The sequence below is a fragment of the Paenalcaligenes suwonensis genome (assembly GCF_011290505.1).
Lineage (GTDB): Bacteria > Pseudomonadota > Gammaproteobacteria > Burkholderiales > Burkholderiaceae_B > Paenalcaligenes > Paenalcaligenes suwonensis.
Genome location: NZ_JAANPV010000003.1, coordinates 361432 through 380900 on the forward strand (window position 1 = coordinate 361432; position 19469 = coordinate 380900).

The 19469-nt window shown below is 50.2% G+C and carries 14 protein-coding genes; 5 read left to right on the plus strand and 9 right to left on the minus strand.

Translation table 11 applies throughout. The features are described from left to right. Positions 1 to 18: 18 nt before the first annotated feature. Positions 19 to 3537 (minus strand): chromosome segregation protein SMC, encoded by a 3519-nt coding sequence (gene smc, locus GY634_RS06950; RefSeq protein WP_166407852.1) that lies wholly within the window; start codon positions 3535 to 3537, stop codon positions 19 to 21. Positions 3538 to 3799: 262 nt separating this feature from the next. Between smc and lplT the strand changes: the two genes are divergently transcribed. Further along, positions 3800 to 5119, plus strand: a complete 1320-nt coding sequence (lplT, locus tag GY634_RS06955) for a lysophospholipid transporter LplT (RefSeq protein WP_166407811.1) — start codon at positions 3800 to 3802, stop codon at positions 5117 to 5119. Positions 5120 to 5133: 14 nt separating this feature from the next. Here the strand turns inward: lplT and GY634_RS06960 are convergent, their stop codons facing one another. From GY634_RS06960 to tsaB, 3 genes are read right to left on the minus strand one after another with little or no spacing between them, the layout of a single operon-like run. Further along, complete coding sequence (locus GY634_RS06960; RefSeq protein ID WP_166407812.1) at positions 5134 to 6057, minus strand: uracil-DNA glycosylase; 924 nt, start codon at positions 6055 to 6057, stop codon at positions 5134 to 5136. A 2-nt stretch (positions 6058 to 6059) separates the two neighbouring features. Then, entirely contained in the window at positions 6060 to 6521 is a 462-nt protein-coding gene (gene rimI / locus GY634_RS06965) for a ribosomal protein S18-alanine N-acetyltransferase (RefSeq protein WP_166407813.1), read from the minus strand. 20 nt (positions 6522 to 6541) lie between these two features. Continuing rightward, complete coding sequence (tsaB, locus tag GY634_RS06970; protein ID WP_166407814.1) at positions 6542 to 7318, minus strand: tRNA (adenosine(37)-N6)-threonylcarbamoyltransferase complex dimerization subunit type 1 TsaB; 777 nt, start codon at positions 7316 to 7318, stop codon at positions 6542 to 6544. A 222-nt stretch (positions 7319 to 7540) separates the two neighbouring features. Here tsaB and ompR point away from each other — a divergent pair, with 222 nt between their 5' ends. Together ompR and GY634_RS06980 are read left to right on the plus strand one after the other, a co-directional pair. After that, entirely contained in the window at positions 7541 to 8278 is a 738-nt protein-coding gene (gene ompR / locus GY634_RS06975) for an osmolarity response regulator transcription factor OmpR (RefSeq protein WP_135861444.1), read from the plus strand. Between the two features lie 14 nt (positions 8279 to 8292). After that, complete coding sequence (locus GY634_RS06980; protein WP_423227291.1) at positions 8293 to 9684, plus strand: sensor histidine kinase; 1392 nt, start codon at positions 8293 to 8295, stop codon at positions 9682 to 9684. Between the two features lie 11 nt (positions 9685 to 9695). Here the strand turns inward: GY634_RS06980 and ispF are convergent, their stop codons facing one another. Together ispF and ispD are read right to left on the minus strand one after the other, a co-directional pair. After that, positions 9696 to 10175 carry a 2-C-methyl-D-erythritol 2,4-cyclodiphosphate synthase gene (ispF, locus tag GY634_RS06985; protein ID WP_166407815.1) on the minus strand — a complete coding sequence of 160 codons (480 nt, stop codon included), beginning with the start codon at positions 10173 to 10175 and terminating at the stop codon, positions 9696 to 9698. Positions 10176 to 10178: 3 nt separating this feature from the next. Further along, positions 10179 to 10895, minus strand: coding sequence for a 2-C-methyl-D-erythritol 4-phosphate cytidylyltransferase (ispD, locus tag GY634_RS06990; protein ID WP_166407816.1), 717 nt, complete (start codon positions 10893 to 10895; stop codon positions 10179 to 10181). A gap of 13 nt (positions 10896 to 10908) precedes the next feature. Here ispD and mfd point away from each other — a divergent pair, with 13 nt between their 5' ends. Next, positions 10909 to 14382: a transcription-repair coupling factor gene (mfd, locus tag GY634_RS06995; protein ID WP_166407817.1), complete on the plus strand. Its 3474-nt coding sequence runs from the start codon at positions 10909 to 10911 to the stop codon at positions 14380 to 14382. Positions 14383 to 14712: 330 nt separating this feature from the next. Beyond that, complete coding sequence (locus tag GY634_RS07000) at positions 14713 to 15564, plus strand: DMT family transporter (RefSeq protein ID WP_207625524.1); 852 nt, start codon at positions 14713 to 14715, stop codon at positions 15562 to 15564. 890 nt (positions 15565 to 16454) lie between these two features. On the opposite strand, the gene serB is transcribed toward GY634_RS07000, so the two are convergent. The 3 genes from serB to nuoN form a co-directional block, all read right to left on the minus strand. Next, positions 16455 to 17306: a phosphoserine phosphatase SerB gene (gene serB / locus GY634_RS07005; protein ID WP_166407818.1), complete on the minus strand. Its 852-nt coding sequence runs from the start codon at positions 17304 to 17306 to the stop codon at positions 16455 to 16457. A gap of 99 nt (positions 17307 to 17405) precedes the next feature. Continuing rightward, positions 17406 to 17960 (minus strand): DUF2818 family protein, encoded by a 555-nt coding sequence (locus GY634_RS07010; protein ID WP_166407819.1) that lies wholly within the window; start codon positions 17958 to 17960, stop codon positions 17406 to 17408. Between the two features lie 9 nt (positions 17961 to 17969). Next, a complete protein-coding gene (nuoN, locus tag GY634_RS07015; RefSeq protein WP_166407855.1) occupies positions 17970 to 19460 on the minus strand; it encodes an NADH-quinone oxidoreductase subunit NuoN in 1491 nt (496 codons plus the stop codon). Positions 19461 to 19469: the final 9 nt, after the last annotated feature.

The following is a 19469-nucleotide window of genomic DNA, read 5'->3' on the forward strand; positions in this document are numbered from 1 at the left end:
AAATCGTTAACCTGCCCGTTACGCTTCAGCCATCTGAATCGCAGACTCCACGTCCACGGCCACGATACGTGAAACACCCTGCTCTTGCATGGTAACCCCAACCAACTGCTTTGCCATATGCATGGCTATTTTATTGTGAGAAATAAATAAAAACTGCGTTTGGTCGCTCATGCTGCTTACTAAACGTGCATAACGTTCAGTATTTGCATCATCCAGCGGCGCGTCCACCTCGTCTAGTAGACAGAATGGTGCTGGATTCAGTTTAAATAATGCAAACACCAATGCTGTCGCCGTTAAGGCTTTCTCTCCACCAGAGAGCAAATGAATAGTACTGTTACGTTTGCCCGGTGGCTGCGCCATCACCATCACGCCGGCATCCAGCACCTCATCGCCTGTCATGATGAGCTTGGCTTCACCACCACCAAACAACCGTGGGAATAACTCACCAAAATGCCCATTCACTACATTGAATGTGCCCAGCAGCAATTCCCTAATTTCTTTGTCTATTTTACGGATGGCATTTTCCAGCGTCTCAATCGCTTGTGTCAAATCCTCATGCTGTCCATCCAGATAGGTTTTACGTTCTTTTGCAGTTGCCAGCTCTTCTAGCGCCGCCAAGTTCACTGCACCTAACGCATCTATCTGCCTAGAAATACGCTGCACCTCGGTTTGCAACCAACCTAAGCGCTGCCAGGATTCGGGTTTATCTTGCAGTAATTCGCGAAGCGCCTGCCTATTCACATTACGCTCGTCCAGCATTTCGGTGAACTGTTCTACCGACAACCTGGCCGCCTGCTCTTGCAACTGCAGCTCTGTGACTTTCTGGCGCAGCGGCTCTACCACTTGCTCTAGCCGCGCTCGTTCCGACTCCGCCGTTTTCAAACTACTTGCCACATGCTCTAAACGTGTACGTGCAACCGACAAATATTCTTCTTTTTCAGCACGTAGTGTCAACGCTTCCTGCAGACTTTCTTGAGCTACCTCTACATCCATCACCGTCAGCTCACCTTGTAAGCCCGACAATTCGGCGGCGGCTCGCTCTAACTGCTCCCGTGCTAAGCGCTGCGTACGCGACAACTCTTCGATGCGCGCTTGCAATAACCTTTCTTGGTGACGGCTTTCTTGGCTTTGATGCTCTCTATCACGCCATTGTTGACGTATTTCTTGCAACTCGGCACTCAGACGCTCTAACTGATCTTCTTGCTCTTCCAACTGCTCTTGCAGCTCTTCACGTTGAGCCTGCAATTCTTCAGCTTGTAATTCAGATTCCTCAAAACTGGCGACCAACTCTTCCTCAGATTGGCCCAGTTCTATTAACTCATTGGATAAGCGCTGCAACCTATTGCTACTTTGCTCCGCCTCTTGACGCAAACGGGCATGCTCTAGCTGCACCGTATGCAACCGTTCGGTTAGCTCGCCCACACGCTGGCGCAAACTGGGCAACTGCTGCGATACCTGTTGCCAACCCTGATGGGCTTTTTGCTCGCTTTCTTTATATTGTTCTAAGTCTAATTGGCTGGCACGTAACTGCTTCTGCAGATTCACAATCTCTTGCTGTCGCGCCAGAATTCCTGCTTGTGCATCGTCGGGAGCATAGAATCGCACAGAGTATTGATCTAACAAATGCCCTTCTGGACACACCAACACACGGCCCGGCTCCAGTTGTGCCAACTTACTCCATGCCTGCTCTAAGCTGTCACACACCACCATATGCCCCAACCACGCCTGCAGTAGTTGCTGCAATGCAGGGTTAGGTAACCGCAGCTTGGCAAGCAAGCTGTCTGCTGGTATCACACCAGTAGGGGCTAAAGATGGCAAGCTATAAAACTCAACCCTAGCGGGCGGCTCAGAGCTTAACGCAGACTTCAATGTGTTTAGGTCTGCCACAGATACCGCTGCCACACGGTCGCGCAGCACAGCTTCTACAGCTGTTTCCCAGCCTGGCTCTATCCCTAGTTGCTGCCATAAACGACTGCCACTGGCCAAGCCCTGCTTTTCTAACCACGGCTCTAACTTATCTTGGCGCTGCACATCTTCCTGCAATTGCACCAACGCGCTTAATCTTGCTTCTAATCTAGCGTGTTCTGACTGATGTTTCTGCAGCACCTGCTGTGATTCCGCACGCGCTGCCTCATGCCTAGGCAACACACTCTCTTGCTCCTGCAGCGCTTGCTGGGCACTTGCCAATTGCTGCGACTGTACTTGTTTCTCGCCTTCTAAGCGCAGCAATGCTTGATCATCAGGCCCTTGATGATCCGCACGTTCTTTTTCCAAGCGCTCCTTGCGCAACAGCAGTTGCTGGCGCTGACGCTGCATGTCTTGTACGGCCTGCGCACGCACCGCTAAACTTTGCTCTATGCGCGCAACCTGCTGGCGCAAGCCATCGCGGCGTGCTGATAACTCTTGCAACTGTGCTTCACGCTCAGGCAATAACCCTTGCGCATGCTCAGTCGCTGCTTCGGCTTCGGCTACTCGTATAGCGGCTTCTTCTTGTTGCGCCGCCAACTCTTCTAACTCAGCAGCACAGTATTCTTGTTGCTCTTGCCACTCCTGCTGCTGCGCGCCCAACTGTGAGCGCCTGCTTTGCATGCGATTACGTGTATCTTGTACGTGACGAATTTCTGCTTCTAAGCTGCTGACCCTAGACCCTGCTTCGTACACAGCCGCTTGTGCTTTATGTACGGCATCGCCTTCATCAAAGTGCGCTTGACGTAGTGTTTCCAGCTGTGCCTCAACGGCACGCAAGCCGCCAATGGCTGCTTCCACATCCGTTTGCGCCTGTTCAATGGCCACGCTTTTTTTCTGCTGATCATCTTTAGCACTACTTTCACGCTGCAACCACAGCAAATGCTGCTTCAGCTCGCCCTCTTCTTGCAGCGATTTATAGTGCATCGCCACTTCGGCTTGTTTATGTAGGCGCTCTAACTGATCGTCCAACTCGCTCATGATGTCATCAAGGCGCGTCAGGTTTTCACGCGTATCGGCTAGCCTGCTTTCGGTTTCTTTACGGCGCTCTTTATAGCGCGATACCCCAGCGGCCTCTTCCAGATACACACGTAGTTCTTCAGGTTTGGCCTCAATCAACCTATTGATCATGCCCTGACCAATAATGGCGTAGCCTCTAGCCCCTAGACCGGTGCCAAGGAAAATATCGTGAATATCGCGTCTACGAACTTGCTGATTATTGATGTAGTAGCTGCTATTGCCATCGCGAGTGAGCACACGGCCTACCGAGATTTCAGTATAGGCGTTCCACTGCCCGCCTACCCTACCTTCGCTGTTATCAAAAACCAACTCAACGGATGCTCTAGCAGAGGGACGCCTGTTGCCACTACCATTAAAGATAACGTCCTGCATGGACTCGCCACGCAGCTCCGAGGCTCGGGTCTCACCCAACACCCAACGCACGGCGTCAATAATATTGGATTTTCCACAGCCATTTGGCCCCACCACCCCTACTAGCTGACTAGGAGTAGGTATGACGGTTGGGTCTACAAACGACTTGAATCCGGCAAGTTTTATTTGAGTTAAACGCACAAGTTCAGTAAACAAGCGTTAGCGAAGAGCTTGCAACACCACCCCATTGGCACAAACACACCAATTCCACTGTGATGCTAAAAGCCAAAAACGTAATGATACCGCACACAGCGCCCGCGCCAAATTCTACTCATCAAAATATTGATACTGATATATGATTTGGCTCTTTGACTTCAATTTTGCATCATACCGCGCCTAGTATGACCTACAGGGCTAAGCGCATGCCTTACAATGCTAGTAAGGCTACCAATAAGGAAAAATTTTGAAACGAGGTTTTTATCTAGTCATGGGCGCACAAGCGCTGTCGTCCATTGCCGACAACGCCTTGCTGATTGCAGCATTTGCCCTGATTGCTGACCTGCAAGGTCCTAGTTGGATGCTTCCCATGATGAAATGGTGGTTTGCACTGGCCTATGTCGTGCTAGCCGCCTTTGTGGGTGCTTTTGCTGACGCCTACCCTAAAGGGCGGGTCATGTTCATCACCAACTCGGTAAAAATCTTGGGCTGTGCCCTGATGTTTGCCTATCAGTTCGTTTCTAGCGATACATCTATACAGCTATTCACCATCTTTTTTGCCTACACCCTCGTAGGGATTGGTGCCGCTGCATACTCTCCTGCCAAATACGGTATTGTGACCGAGATGCTGCCCCCCCAAGATTTAGTGAAAGGGAACAGCTGGATTGAAGGGCTTACTGTGCTGTCTATCATTGTGGGTACGGTATTAGGCGGTGTGCTGATCACCCCAGAGGTGTACCACCACCTACAAAAACTCCCTGGCATCACCGCCATTGCACAAAACCGCGCCGAAATAGCCATTCTGGTGATTGGCTGTATTTACATCGCTGCAGCCCTGTGCAACTTGATGATTCCTAACACCAACATTCAGTACCCTAAGCAAAAAACCAATCCTGTCGCCTTGCTGCGTGATTTCCGTTTTTATGTACTGGTATTGTGGCGCGATAAATTGGGCCAAATATCACTAGCCGTCACCACCTTATTCTGGGGTGCAGGCGCAACCTTGCAATTGATTGTGATTGAGTGGGGTGCACAACACTTAGGCTACACCCTAGACGAAGCCACTATTTTGATGGGTGTGGCAGCCTTCGGCACTGTGATCGGCGCTGTCTGTGCTGGTCAGATTCCGCTGCGCCACTCACTTAAAGTACTGCCTATGGGTGTGGTCATGGGCTTGGTCGTACTCTTAATGCCTGTGGTTTACTCACCTTGGGCTGTCTATACATTGCTACTCATGATTGGCGCGCTATCTGGCTTCTTTGTGGTGCCCATGAACGCCTTGCTGCAACACCGTGGCCACGTGCTCTTGTCGGCAGGCCACTCTATTGCCGTGCAGAACTTCAATGAGCAGTTGAACATCTTGCTGATGTTAGCTATGTACAGTTTAATGCTGTGGCTGAACCTGCCTATCAACGTGATTATCGTGATCTTCGGTTTGCTGGTGGCATCGTTGATGCTGCTGTTTATACGCTGGAGCCATCACAACCACAACAAATTCCCACAGTTGCGTCGACAAATTGGTCAAAAAGGCCATGGCCGCGCACTCAGCCGCCATCGTTGCGAATAACAAATAGTTGAGTTTTAGCCCTGTTGGTTCAGGGCTTTAACCAACGCTAAATCACGCCACGCATTGGCTTTATGTTGTGGACGCAATAGCAACGCCGCAGGATGGTACGTCACGATCAGCGGTATAGCCTTACCCTGTGGCGATTGCCAGTGGTGCACTTTCTCGCGCAACTCTTCTATATCGCTGGTGTTATTCAACAATTGATTCGCGGCTAACTGACCCAACACCAAAATATAGGCTGGCTGCACCAGTTCAATCTGTTTAAGCGTATACGGGCTACAGGCACTAATTTCCTCGGCCACTGGCTGTCGGTTATTCAACGGCCTACACTTCACCAAATGCGTAATGAAACAGTGCTCCGCTTCGTTGAGCCCCACACTGGTTAACATCGCCTGCAATAGCTCGCCAGCCTGACCATCAAAAGCCACACCATGCCTATCGTCTACATCGCCGGGCGCATCTGCCAACACTAACCAACGCGCTTGTTGCTGTCCTTTGCCAAAAACTGCCTGTGAACGCATCTGATGCAACCCACACGCTTGGCACTGCTGTACAGCCTCTTCCAAGGCAGCAAAGGTGTCGGGGATTTTAGCGGGCGCAGCCACACTCTCGGTTTCAGACTCGGTATCGGTACGTGTGTTCTGTCGTATGCCTGCCGCCTTACGCAGTGCCTGAATGGCCGCCTGCAAACCACCCTCTGTTTGAGGGATTGGCATCGCTGCAGGCTGTGCCACCTCTGCTGGCACAGCCGTACCAGCAGTACTTGCTGGCGCTGTTGTCGTTGGCGTGGCCGTTGATCCGGCGGTAACAGCTTCTGTGGGCGCGCTAGCAACCGTCGCCCCCAACCTATGCAAATGCGTACGCTCTATTCCTAGCTCTTGCAGCCAAGCCAGTTGTACAGAGTTCAATACCACACCTGATGAGGTTGAAACGTCCATGACTACTCTACGCCTAAATCTTTTTGCAGCAACAAGGCATCTTCACGCTGTTGCTCATCTAATGGATAGTAATTCTTGCGCATACCTATTTGGCAATAACCACGCGCAGCATAAAACACTTGTGCTTGTTGATTAGAGCGTCGAACCTCTAACAACAACGCCTCCCTGCCTTTTTGGCGCACTAGCTGCTCTCCGGCCTCTAGTAATGCAGAACCCACACCTTGGGATTGCCAGTCGGGGGCTACACCAATAAGCAGAAGCTCGCCTACATCTGGTCCCATCATGATGACCATAAACCCAACAACGGTATCTTGAACCTCAGCCACAAACATCACATGACAGGCTAGATAGCTATCACGAAAATTGGCTTCGTTCCAAGGAAACTGCTGCACCTGCGCTTCAATTCCTGCTACCACAGCCACATCAGCCAGTTTCATTTCTCGAATGTTTACTGCATGGGTCATGTTCAGCATCCTTGTCATTATCACTCGGGGCGCCAGACTGCCGCAGGGTTTCCACCCAACCCCTGTTCTCGCTCTGCTGTGGTGAATGCTACTTTGTCTCGTACATAACTAGGGGCCGCCAACTCGGGAGCTATACCTTCGCCAGACAAATACGCTTGCAAACCCAGATGCGCAATTGCCTCAACATCCGGTTTTGATGCCTCAGTTAGCTGTACACTAGACATATTCTGCAAGGTAGCCACCAGCTCTGGGAATGCTGCTATTGCATCGCCACTTACCCGAATGGTACCTGCTTCATTTTCTTGATTACGTATGTACATCAACCAATCGGGCAAAACCTGAACATCAATTAGTAACGAATTGTAACAGCGGTGCCAGTTTTTACGTGTTTCCTCGTAGAGATACGCCGCCACGTAAAGCTCTTGCATCCTAGCATCAATCGCTACCACCTCTAGTTGCCCAGGTACTTTCTCTAGTGCTTCAGCAACCGCTAATAACGATGGAATGGGTACCACAGGGCAATCCAATGCGAAAGCTAACCCTTGCGCCACACCACAAGCCACTCGCAACCCGGTAAAGCCTCCAGGGCCTTGCCCAAAGGCTATTGCTGAGATTTCATGCCGTTTTACACCCGCTTCTGCTAGCACCTCTTCTACCATAGGTAGTAGAAACTCGGCGTGCTCACTGCTGCCTTCATGACGACGTACGTAGAGCTGTGTCGTTTCACCTTGTTGGCTTAACAAAGCGACGCCACAGACTGATGTTGATGTTTCTAAAGCCAAAATATGTACTTGCATAGTGCTATTTTACGTCTTTTCTGTCATTAACAAAGAACTACAAAACAATTACGAGAGGGGCTTTACAAGCACTGTTACATCTATAAAATTGCACTCTAGCGGCCTTAGAAAACACGGCGTTTCGCGATGGTCTTCCCCTAACATTTCGTACCCACGAGTCTGAATCAGTTAAATTTCTGAAACAGCCCAGATGCGAACAACACGGAGCCAGTCACCTTCATTATGAATACACAAGCACAACAACCTTTATCCCGTAAAATTCTCGTCGTTGACGATGATCCCCGACTGCGCGATCTACTGCGCCGTTATCTCTCGGAACAAGGTTTTAATGTTTTTGTTGCTGAGGATGGTAAAGAAATGTCCAAACTCTGGCAGCGAGAGCATTTTGATCTGCTGGTACTAGACCTGATGCTTCCAGGTGAAGATGGCCTATCAATTTGTCGCCGCTTACGTGGTGGGCATGATAACACGCCCATCATTATGCTTACTGCAAAAGCCGAGGAAATTGACCGTATCGTGGGCCTAGAAATGGGCGCTGATGACTACCTCATCAAACCCTTTAACCCTCGCGAATTGCTAGCACGTGTGAACGCTATTTTGCGTAGACGCGGCACGGAAGAACACCCTGGTGCGCCTAGCCAAGAAAACGAGTCCATAGAGTTTGGTCCTTATACGCTGAACCTTTCTACACGTACGTTAACCAAAGGCGAAGAAGTAGTGCCTATCACTACTGGTGAGTTCTCGGTGCTGAAGGTGTTTGCACGTCATCCCAAAATTCCTCTGTCTCGCGACAAACTAATGGAATTGGCCCGTGGACGTGAATACGAAGCCTTTGATCGCAGTCTGGATGTACAGATTTCCCGCTTACGTAAACTTATAGAGCCCAACCCATCCAAACCCATCTTCATCCAAACTGTGTGGGGACTAGGCTATGTATTTATACCGGACGGCGGAAACTAATCTAGACTTGAGGTATGTACACGTCACTCCCGCCATCTTCTACACAAGCCAGATCGCAGCAGCGATCTGGTTTTTCTCTTGGCCTTTTTAGTCGTTCCTTTTTATTACTTGCTGCATTAATGCTCATTAGCTTGGGGGCATGGCTGCAAGTTTTTTTCAGTATGGAAGAAGGCCCTCGTGCCCGACAAATGGCCCAGCGGGTGACCACCGCTGTGAGTATCACGCGTTCAGCGCTCACGTATGCACCACCGCATGTACGCCCAGCCTTACTTTTAGACTTAGCCACTAAAGAGGGACTGCGTGTACAACCACGTGATAGCAACGATACGCTTGAGCCTCTACAACGCTCTAATTACTGGCAAGAAGTCTACCGAGAAATCCGTGCCGGTTTAGGTAGCCAAACACTAGTGATGTGGTCAGTCAATCAGATGCCCGGCATCTGGGTATCGTTTGATATTAACGACGACAAATATTGGCTGGTTTTTGATAGAGAGCAATTAACACTAACCGCTGGCCCAGAATGGTTAGGGTGGGCAATTACCGCCTTACTACTCGCTTTGATTGGTGCTGCCGTCAGTGTGCGCTTTGTCAACCACCCCTTAGCACGACTCGCCAAAGTAGCACAGCAGTTGGCTAGAGGTGAGACCCCCTCCCCTTTGCCTGAACGTGGCCCCAATGAAATTCGTGAGCTAAACGTTGCGTTTAACCGTATGGCACGCGACATACGCCAAGCAGAAGCCGATAGAGAAATTATGCTGGCCGGTATTTCGCATGACCTACGTACGCCACTGGCTCGTATGCGCTTAGAGATTGAACTCAGCAACGTCAGCGATGAAACTCGCCATGCGATTGACGAAGACTTAGCGCAGATTGACCACAGTATTGGTCAGTTGATGGAATATGCTAGACCCGCAGGAGCCGTACCCGAGGAGGGCATTGACGCCTCGCTTGCTCTACAAGAACTCATTGATAGAGAACGCTCTCACACTGAAAGCTTGGGCGGGAACCTCACCGCAGAAATTGAGACAGCTCTTTTTGCTCGCATACAAGCCAATGACCTAAAACGTATAGTCAGCAACCTGATTGAAAATGCTAGGCGTTATGGCCGTAGCCCGTTAACCAACCAAGCCAACATACACCTTACTGCCTCAACACGCGGAAATAGTATTGAGATTACCGTAGAAGACCAAGGGGTAGGGATTGAGCCACATGAAGTACAACGCTTGTTGCGCCCGTTTTCTCGTGGTGAAACCGCCAGAACAGGGGTCAGCGGTGCGGGGTTGGGCCTGTCGATTGTAGAGCGCTTGCTTGGTCATGTTAGCGGCACCTTGGAGCTGATTTCGCATCCGCCCCAAGGCTTGTTGGTACGCATTACTATTCCACGCATGAAGCGCAGCGCTACCTAAGACCTCTGCGATTAATCACGCCACAGCAACACGGCCACTGTGGCGGCAATCCCCTCTTTACGTCCTAAATAGCCTAGTTCTTCATTGGTCTTGGCTTTGATGTTCACCCTATCTGTTTCCAGATTTAAGTCAGCAGCAATATTCGCCACCATTGCTGCAGCATGAGGGCCAATTTTGGGGGCTTGTGCATGCACGGTGGCATCCACGTTCACCACCTTCCACCCCAAGCCTGCAACCAACGCCATCGCATCACGCAGCAACACGCGACTGTCCGCGCCTTTATAGCGAGGGTCGGTGTCTGGGAAATGTCTACCTATATCTCCTAATGCCGCCGCGCCCAACAACGCATCGGTTACCGCATGCAGCAACACATCAGCATCGGAGTGCCCTGCTAAACCATGTGTATGGGGAATGGTTACGCCACCAATAATCAAGTCACGCCCCTCTACGAGGGCGTGCACGTCAAAACCTTGTCCTACACGAATATCCATGGCTTATAACCACCTATCCATCAATTCAAAATCTTCGGGCCACGTTACTTTCAAATTACGTTTAGAACCCGGTATCAATAAAGGCTGGCCACCTTGCAACTCAACAGCAGAGGCTTCATCGGTAATGCTAGCCCCTTGTTGTTGGGCTTTTTGCAAACAGTCTAATAAGTAATTGGCTTTGAACATTTGTGGCGTTTGCGCCAACCACAGGCCTTCCCTATCTACGGTTTGCTCACTGCGTGTCTGCCTATCTTCTTGCAATGGTGTTTGACGCTTGACGGTATCCGTCACCGGCCATGCCAAGAGGCCACCTTGGCCGTGCTCTAAGCAGCCGGAAATTAGACGTTCTAAATCTTCTACGGGTACTCCTGGACGAGCCGCATCATGCACCAAAGCCCACGTATCGTCATCAGCGCGTAAGTCCTCTAGAGCCTGACGTACAGTCTGGTCACGAGTTTCACCACCACAATGACGCCACACTGTGCGCTCCATCCCTTGCAAACAAGATTCCACCCAAGTGTCTTCCCTGCTTACAATAACCCTAATCTGACTAATGCGTGGTTCACGCAACAACGCCTGCACAGTTCGGCGTAGCATAGGTTCTCCACCTATTAACGCATACTGTTTGGGTACGGTTGCCGACAGCAACACTGATCCACCTCGGCGAGCCCGCGTACCTACGCCTGCAGCCGGTACAATTGCAATAATTTTTTTACTCATCCTATTCCTTACCATGAGCTCCCTGCCTTCATCCAACATCTCTGCCGCTCTGTCTTTACCCAGCACTGGCGAGCTGCTGAAATCTCTGAAGCCGGGGCAGCGCTATACCCAAAGCCTTCCACCTGGTTCTGGCGATGCCTGCTTACTGGCCGACTTAGCCCTACGCAGTGCTCGCCCCCTAGTCATTCTATGCGCCAACCCGCTGGATGCATCGCGACTGGCCGACGAACTACCCTTATTCATTCCCAGTTTAAACATTAGGCAGTTTCCTGACTGGGAAACTCTGCCCTATGATGGTTTTTCACCGCATGAAGCCTTAGTGTCTTCACGCCTGCAAACCATGCATGCCCTACAGCAGAAAACGGTTGATGTACTGACAGTACCGGTAAGCACTGCCTTGTACCGTTTGGCACCACCTTCTTTTTTAGCCGCTTATACCTTCTCGTTTAAACAAGGCAGCAAACTAGACGAAACCCAGCTGCGCGAACAGATGGTGCTGGCTAATTATAATCACGTCACCCAAGTTACTGCACCCGGTGAGTTCTGCGTACGCGGCGGATTGATAGACATCTTCCCTATGGGCTCGGTATTACCCTACCGTTTGGACCTATTCGACGATGAGATCGAGTCCATACGCGCGTTCGATGCCGATACCCAGCGCAGCCTCTATCCCGTGCCTGAAGTGCAGTTATTGCCTGGCCGCGAGTTTCCCATGGATGAAGCGGCACGCACCTTATTTCGTAGTCGTTTCCGTGAGGTATTTGAAGGCGACCCGTCCCGTGCCCTGCCCTATAAAGACATAGGTAATGGCATCGCTTTCGCCGGTGTGGAGTATTACCTCCCCCTCTTTTTTGAGCAAACCGCCACGCTGTTTGACTACCTTAGCGATCAAGCTTTAGTGGTTACTCACGGTGACTTAGCGGGCGCGATAGAACACTTTCACACTGACACCCATAGCCGCTACACCTTCTTAAATGCAGACCGTGAGCGCCCGGTATTGCCGCCACACTCACTCTTCTTAAATGAAAGCGAGCTGTATGCTCGCCTCAAAGAATACCCCAGACTCAACCTACAAGCCGGTGCACCACACCCTGACTTCGAGGCACTACCCGAAGTCGCCGTTAACCGCCGTGCCGAAGACCCTGTCGCTGCCCTACGTCGCGAGATTACCGATCCTGCTCGACGTACCGTGTTGTGCGCTGACTCGGCGGGTAGGCGTGAAACCTTAGGGCAAATGCTGCAAGAGTTTGGCCTACACGTGCCATCCATTCCGGCCGACCTGCAAGACTTCTTGCAATCAGATGCGCAGTTTGCCTTGGTGGTAGCCCCCCTATCGCAAGGCTTTGCACTGCATAGTGCAGCCATTAGCATCCTAACGGAAAACGATCTCTACCCCACCCAGGCTCGTAGTCAACGTAGACGTGGCAAACAAGAAAAAACCACTGACGTAGAAGCCATGGTGCGCGACCTATCCGAGTTGCGCGAGGGTGATCCTGTCGTGCACAGCGAACACGGTATTGGCCGCTATTGCGGCCTAATCGAGATGGACCTAGGCGAAGGTCCCATGGAGCTACTGCATCTGGAGTACGCCAAAGAAGCCACGCTCTATGTACCCGTGTCCCAGTTGCACCTTATCTCACGCTATAGCGGCACAGACGCCGAGTCAGCCCCCTTACACCAGCTAGGCTCAGGACAATGGGAAAAAGCACGCCGTAAAGCTGCAAAACAAGCCCGCGACACCGCTGCTGAATTGCTAGACTTGTACGCCAAACGTGCTCTACGCACGGGCAATCAATACAAATTGCCGTTTAGCAACTACGAAGAGTTTGCTGCCGGTTTTGGTTTCCAAGCCACCACGGATCAACAAGCCGCTATTGACTCGGTACTGGATGACATGCGTTCTAGCCGCCCTATGGATAGGCTAATTTGTGGTGATGTGGGCTTTGGCAAAACCGAGGTTGCCTTGCGTGCAGCGTTCTTGGCCGTGGCGAATGGTATGCAGGTTGCCTTGTTGTGCCCTACCACCTTGCTAGCAGAACAGCATGCCCAAACCTTTACTGATCGTTTTGCTGACTGGCCTGTACGCGTTGCAGAGCTCTCACGCTTTAGATCAGGCAAAGAAAGCAAACAAGCCATAGACGGCTTGGCATCCGGACAGGTGGATATTGTGATTGGTACGCATAAAATCTTGTCCTCTAGCGTGCAGTTTAAAAACCTAGGCTTAGTCATCATCGATGAGGAACACCGTTTTGGCGTACGCCAAAAAGAAGCGCTGAAAGCACTACGTTCTGAAGTAGATGTGCTTACCTTAACGGCCACCCCTATTCCTCGTACCCTAGGGATGTCATTAGAAGGTATTCGTGATTTCTCGGTCATTGCTACAGCTCCACAAAAACGCTTAGCCATCAAAACCTTTGTGCGTCGCGAAGATGGCAGCACCATCCGTGAAGCCCTGCTACGTGAGCTTAAACGTGGTGGCCAAGTGTATTTCTTGCATAACGAAGTAGAAACCATCCAAAACCGTAGAGCTCGATTAGAAGAACTGGTACCCGAAGCCCGCATTGGGGTTGCGCATGGCCAAATGCCCGAGCGCGAACTTGAAAGCGTGATGAAAGACTTCTATCAAAAACGCTTCAATGTTTTGCTATGCACCACCATTATCGAAACCGGTATTGATGTGCCCAGTGCGAATACTATTGTGATTCACCGCGCGGACAAACTAGGCTTGGCGCAAATGCACCAGCTACGTGGCCGTGTGGGTAGATCACACCACCAAGCCTATGCCTATATGCTTACCCCTGGCGAAGACGCTATTACCAGCAATGCCAAAAAACGATTAGAAGCCATTCAAGCCATGGAAGAACTAGGTTCAGGCTTCTTCCTCGCCATGAATGACTTAGAAATTCGAGGGGCTGGTGAAGTACTGGGTGAGCACCAATCTGGCAATATTCAAGAAATCGGTTTCTCCATGTACACCGACATGTTGAACACCGCGATCAAGGCGCTAAAAGCTGGCGAAGAGCCCGACCTAGACAGCCCATTTACAAGCGGGTGCGAAGTGAATCTACGCGCATCAGCCTTGCTGCCCGCGGATTACTGCCCGGATGTACATGCACGTTTGGGGCTATACAAAAAACTGTCTCATGCCCGTGACAATGACGAGCTAAACAGCCTACAAGAAGAACTAATTGATCGCTACGGCCCCTTGCCCGAAGCCGCTCAAACACTGATGGCCGTACACCGCATACGCTTAGCCGCTGAAGCGTTAGGCATTACCAAAGTGGATGTCACTAGCGACTATGCCAACATACAGTTTTCCAGCAAACCCAATGTAGACCCCATTACCTTGATTGAACTGGTGCAAAAAAACAAACACATTCGTTTCGCTGGACCAGACAAACTCAAAATGGAAATGCCCAACGACACGGCGTTAAAAGAACGGGCGCAACACGTACTTAACCTGTTGCAACGCATTAGCCGCGCCTAAATACTCCGTAAAAATGCTTGCCCACGCCAAAAACACTCGTTATAGTGGGCAGGTATAGTTCATTTATAGAACCCATTCATACTACTCACCACACACCACTCTACTCGCGCTTGCCCCACTTGGGCGGCCGGTGTGCGCGTGAATGCAGCAACCCCTCCCCCTCCCTCATCTATAGCGCCTCCAGTAATGTCTAGCGTAGTCGTAGCTCACGTCGTCGTAGCCGTAGTAGCTTAACGACCCTCATTACTGTTTTTCTTCGGCTTTCACTGCTTGTAAATGAAAGCGACTGCTGTTGGCCGAAATCTATAGCTTTTACTAGATGAGACTATCATGTCATTTTTAAATCCTGCGTGGTCTGCACATGCAGCCATGGGACTATTTGTATTGTTATGGGGCAGCGCCGCCCTATTTACCCGCTGGGGCCTAGATTACGCCTCGCCCACGGTATTGCTGTTATTACGGTTTTCCTTAGCGATGGGAGCCTTATTGCTGCTGGGTTTACGCAGACCCATCTGGCCTGCTAAAGGTACGCGTTGGCAAGTAGCTAGCACCGGCTTACTGTTAGTAGGTGGCTATTCCATTTTCTACTTCCAGTCTATGGCACATGGCATTACCCCCGGTTTATTAGCTACCTTGCTCGGTACCCAGCCTGTACTCACCTTACTGCTTACAGAGCGTCGGTTTTCCATTTGGCGTTTAAGCGGCTTATTACCCTCCATGGCAGGTTTAGCCTTAGTAGTATGGCAAGGTGCATCGGTAGCGAATATCTCTACGCTGGGGCTGTTATATGGCCTAGGAGCACTGGCTTGCATTACCTTTGGCTCACTACGCCAGAAAAGCATTCAACAGGCACCAGACGCGGTATTACCGTTGCAGTATGTCATGACCCTATTGCTCTGCATTGTTATGCTGCCGTTTGAAACCCAAACCCTGAACCTAGACTGGGGCTTAGTAATTCCGTTGTTATGGCTAGGCTTGGTAATTTCTGTCGCTGCTCAATTGCTGCTGTATCGCATGATACGTTCTGGCAATCTGGTCAACATCACCAGCTTGTTTTACTTAGTGCCTGTGGTCACTGTGATTATGGACTATGTGTTTTTAGGTAATGCTCTGCCTGCTTTAGCGTTAGTAGGTATGGTGGCTATTTTGGCAGGCTTAGCTTTGGTGTTTAGGAAGGCTTAACGAGTCTTTGCTTCTACGTGTAATGTAGGCTCAGGGGAACGGCGGTATCCATCGCACACGCTGGGGACTGCAGGAATACTTTTTATGATTTGAGACACCAAATCAAAAAAGTTTCCTCTCCGTCCCCCTGAGCATGCTGCTACTGAAAGGTTTACAGCCTTTTATTAAGCGCGAGTACGGTTTTGTTCGTGATGTGGATGAAAGATTAGTAGGTTTCTACGCCCGATCCTGACTCAGGATGACAGCTGTATTCATCGCACATGCTGAGGGACTGCGGAACAACTTTTTATGATTTGAGACACCAAATCAAAAAAGTTTTCCTCCGCCGCCTCCGAAGTATCGTAATTGATAGGCTCACCGCCCTTTCTTGTGAGCAGTACCCTCAGCTCGCAATGCTCTGCTAAGCATAGATGTAAACCTCTATACGTAGTATTAGTTGCTACATACAAGAGACTGCTTCGTATTAGCGTAGCGGCTACTATTGCTCTGCCCTAGATTAGCTACCTTTTCTTCAGGTATTTCTGAGGCACGTCAAGCAACTAACAACATTGCATAAGAAATACAGCGCGACACTATGGGTTTGTGCAGAAGTACGCACACCCACAGAAATCACCAGTCTAGAAACCTCTGCAAGCGACGAGCAAAAGGCGGATGAAAGTGTTTTTTTATTTGGTGTCTCAAATAAAAAAATACTTTCGCAGCCTTAGGCTACGGCAGACAGTGATTGATCTGCGGGCTTCTCGCTGTTGGTCTGTCAAAAACATGAGTGCAACACTCAAAAACAATCAGCCATTAACACTTTGCCCCAGGACGAAAAAACCCTCCACATCTTGGAGGGTTCATTCACCATCTACGATAATCCACCCATCATAGGCAGACTATCACAGACCTTAGAAACTCAATCTAAACCAATTGATAATGGCATCCAGCGGAGCATGGTTCAAAGCATAACGCGCCTGCTCTTGCACCACAGGCTTAGCCCGGTATGCCACCGAGTAATAGGCTTTAGCCATCATCTTCAGATCGTTAGCCCCATCACCCACTGCAATAATCTGCTCGGACGTGGCATTCAGCTCGGTAGCCAACCGAGTAACGTGGTCTGCCTTAGCTTGAGCATCCAAGATATCGCCTAGTACACGGCCAGTGAGTTTGCCGTCTTTTACTTCCAAGGTGTTGGCATAGGCTTCATCAATGCCCAAACGTGCTTTCAGCTTTTCAGTAAAGAAGGTAAAGCCACCCGACACCAACAGCGTACGTACGCCGTGTTTCTTCGCTTCACTCACCAAACGTTCAGCCCCAGCATTCAGGTTCAAACGCTGATCGTATACCTGTTGCAACGCCGTTTCAGGCACACCCTCTAGCAAAGCTACACGACGAATTAGGCTTTCTGAAAAATCCTTAATTTCGCCACGCATAGCGGCTTCAGTGATTGCAGAGACTTGCTCTTTACGACCAACAGCCGCAGCAATTTCATCAATACACTCAATATTGATAAGCGTTGAGTCCATGTCCATCGCCAGAATACGGCACTCACGCAACAACTGGACGTTATCCAGAAAGGCGAAGTCCATACCTGTACGATCACATTCGGCTTTCACCACATCTTTACGGCTAGCATCTGCTGCCAATAAACGCACAACGGTAGGGCCCAACTCTTGCACGCCATCAGCACTGACCAACGCAGCAATTTTTTCAATAGCAACAGGGTTAAGACGTGGAGACTGAAGAATCAAATGTGACATGATACGCACACAAAAAAGAAAACCCTTTGTTCACGCTACCAAACCAAACAATACGGGGTAGCTGTGGACCAAAGGGTATGCAATACAAAAGAAAATAACTTAGTAGACGCCGTCTGCGGCCATAGCGGCATTGCCACCGCGACGTCGTTTCACCAAATAACGCACTACAAAACCTGGATAACCAAGTACTACATACAGGCACAAGCCTATGGCGTAGAACTCCCAGCGCTGCGGGAATACGTTACCTTGACTGGCTTCAAAGGCAAAACCTAAGACACCCATCAATACAAACAAAATAAGAAACTCGATCAGGCGTGTCATCACACCTTTTTCAATAGCAGGCTGTTGTCGTAACCAAAATCCTGGCAACCACATCAGCACAGCAAAAATCACTACTACCCCAGCCACTGTCATTAACAACAGAGAGCTGCTATTGAAAAAAGCACGGGAAATATAGTAGTGCGAGGCATAAGCAGCACCAACTACTAGTGCTGCCATCACTACACAGCGCAACAATCGCAATGCTGTGGAGCCACTTGCCTCGCCTATTTGACGCCAAGGCATACAGAACAGGGGACGTTGAACAATAAAGGGAAGATTAGCCGTCACAAACGATAACGCAATCAACACCCAAACCGCCGTACCCTGTCCCATAACTACCTCTTAATAGAAAACCAACGAATCGCGGATGACCTGTACACACAGTGCCAACAAGCTGCTGGGCAGTATACCGTAAACCAGCACCAGCAAACCGTTCAAGGACAGAATGCCGCCTGTGACCCAGCCCAAAGACAATGGTTGAGCGTTTTTTTCTTCTGGTTCGTCAAAGTAAGCAACTTTAACAACACGCAGGTAGTAGAACGCACCAATCAGAGACATCAGTACCGCCACAATCGCTACGCTAATGTAGCCTGCGCCAATCACCGCTTGAAGTATAGCCAACTTGGCGTAGAAACCTGCCAAAGGTGGAATACCAGCCAGCGAGAACATGGACAGCAGCAATACAAAAGCCAAGATTGGGTGACGACGGTTCAAGCCTTTAAAGTCATCAATGTTTTCACATTCAAAACCTTGACGGCTCAACACCAGCATCAAACCGAAGGTGCTTAATGTAGTCAGTACGTAGATCACAGCGTAGAACAAGGATGCACCGTATGCACCTTCGTTCACCAGACCATCAGCACCTACACCTGCCATGAAGCCCAGGAAGATGAAACCCATGTGCGACACAGTGGAGAAGGCCAACATACGTTTGAAGTTGGTCTGCATGATCGCAGTCAAGTTACCAATCACCAGCGAAGCAATCGCCAGCAACATCAACATTGGCTGCCAATCAATAGCAATACCGTGCAAGGCTTCGATCAACAGACGCAGAGCCATTGCCACCGCAGCCAACTTTGGAGCTGCTGCAATAACCAATGCAACCGTTGTTGGAGCGCCTTGGTAAACGTCTGGTGTCCACATATGGAATGGCGCTGCGGTCAGTTTGAAACCCAAACCAGCCACGATAAACACCACACCGAAGATCAATGTCAGACGGTTTGCTTCTTCTGTGGAAATTGCCGCTGCAATTTGACCCAGATTCAATGTACCTGTTGCACCGTAGATCATGGACATACCGTACAAGAAGATACCCGAAGCCAATGCGCCCAGCACAAAGTACTTCATGGCTGCTTCAACAGATGGCTGGTGCTCACGACGCAATGCTACCAATGCGTACAACGCAAAGGACATTAGCTCTAGACCTAAGTAGGCCATCAGCAAGCTGCCTGCAGAGATCATCAGCATCTGGCCCAACAGTGCCATCAGCGTCAGTGTGTACAGCTCACCACCGTTTTTCAACAGACCACGGTCTTCTGCGTAACCACGACCATAGATCAAGGTAACAGCTACAGCGATGTAAGACACAAACTTCAAGAAGTGCGACAGCGGATCAACCACATACAAACCGCTGAAAGACGTGCCGTACATGTCGGCATTCCACTGCCACAACGTGACACATGCCACGACTACGAGGGAAACCAGCGACAGCACAAACGTGCTGTGGCGGTTTTCACCTTTGTTAAAAGCATCGAACAGCAGTACCAGTGCTGCTGAAATCAGCAACACAATCTCTGGTAGCGCTAACGCGAAATCAAATGAATTTTCCATAATCTTCCAGGC

Coding starts and splice junctions, on each gene's coding strand:
- GY634_RS06960 (WP_166407812.1), bottom strand. CDS start 6,057: ATGGACGTTTCAACCTCATCAGGTGTGGTATTGAACTCTGTACAACTG.
- rimI (WP_166407813.1), bottom strand. CDS start 6,521: ATGACCCATGCAGTAAACATTCGAGAAATGAAACTGGCTGATGTGGCT.
- tsaB (WP_166407814.1), bottom strand. CDS start 7,318: ATGCAAGTACATATTTTGGCTTTAGAAACATCAACATCAGTCTGTGGC.
- ompR (WP_135861444.1), top strand. CDS start 7,541: ATGAATACACAAGCACAACAACCTTTATCCCGTAAAATTCTCGTCGTT.
- GY634_RS06980 (WP_423227291.1), top strand. CDS start 8,293: ATGTACACGTCACTCCCGCCATCTTCTACACAAGCCAGATCGCAGCAG.
- ispF (WP_166407815.1), bottom strand. CDS start 10,175: ATGGATATTCGTGTAGGACAAGGTTTTGACGTGCACGCCCTCGTAGAG.
- ispD (WP_166407816.1), bottom strand. CDS start 10,895: ATGAGTAAAAAAATTATTGCAATTGTACCGGCTGCAGGCGTAGGTACG.
- mfd (WP_166407817.1), top strand. CDS start 10,909: ATGAGCTCCCTGCCTTCATCCAACATCTCTGCCGCTCTGTCTTTACCC.
- GY634_RS07000 (WP_207625524.1), top strand. CDS start 14,713: ATGTCATTTTTAAATCCTGCGTGGTCTGCACATGCAGCCATGGGACTA.
- serB (WP_166407818.1), bottom strand. CDS start 17,306: ATGTCACATTTGATTCTTCAGTCTCCACGTCTTAACCCTGTTGCTATT.
- GY634_RS07010 (WP_166407819.1), bottom strand. CDS start 17,960: ATGGGACAGGGTACGGCGGTTTGGGTGTTGATTGCGTTATCGTTTGTG.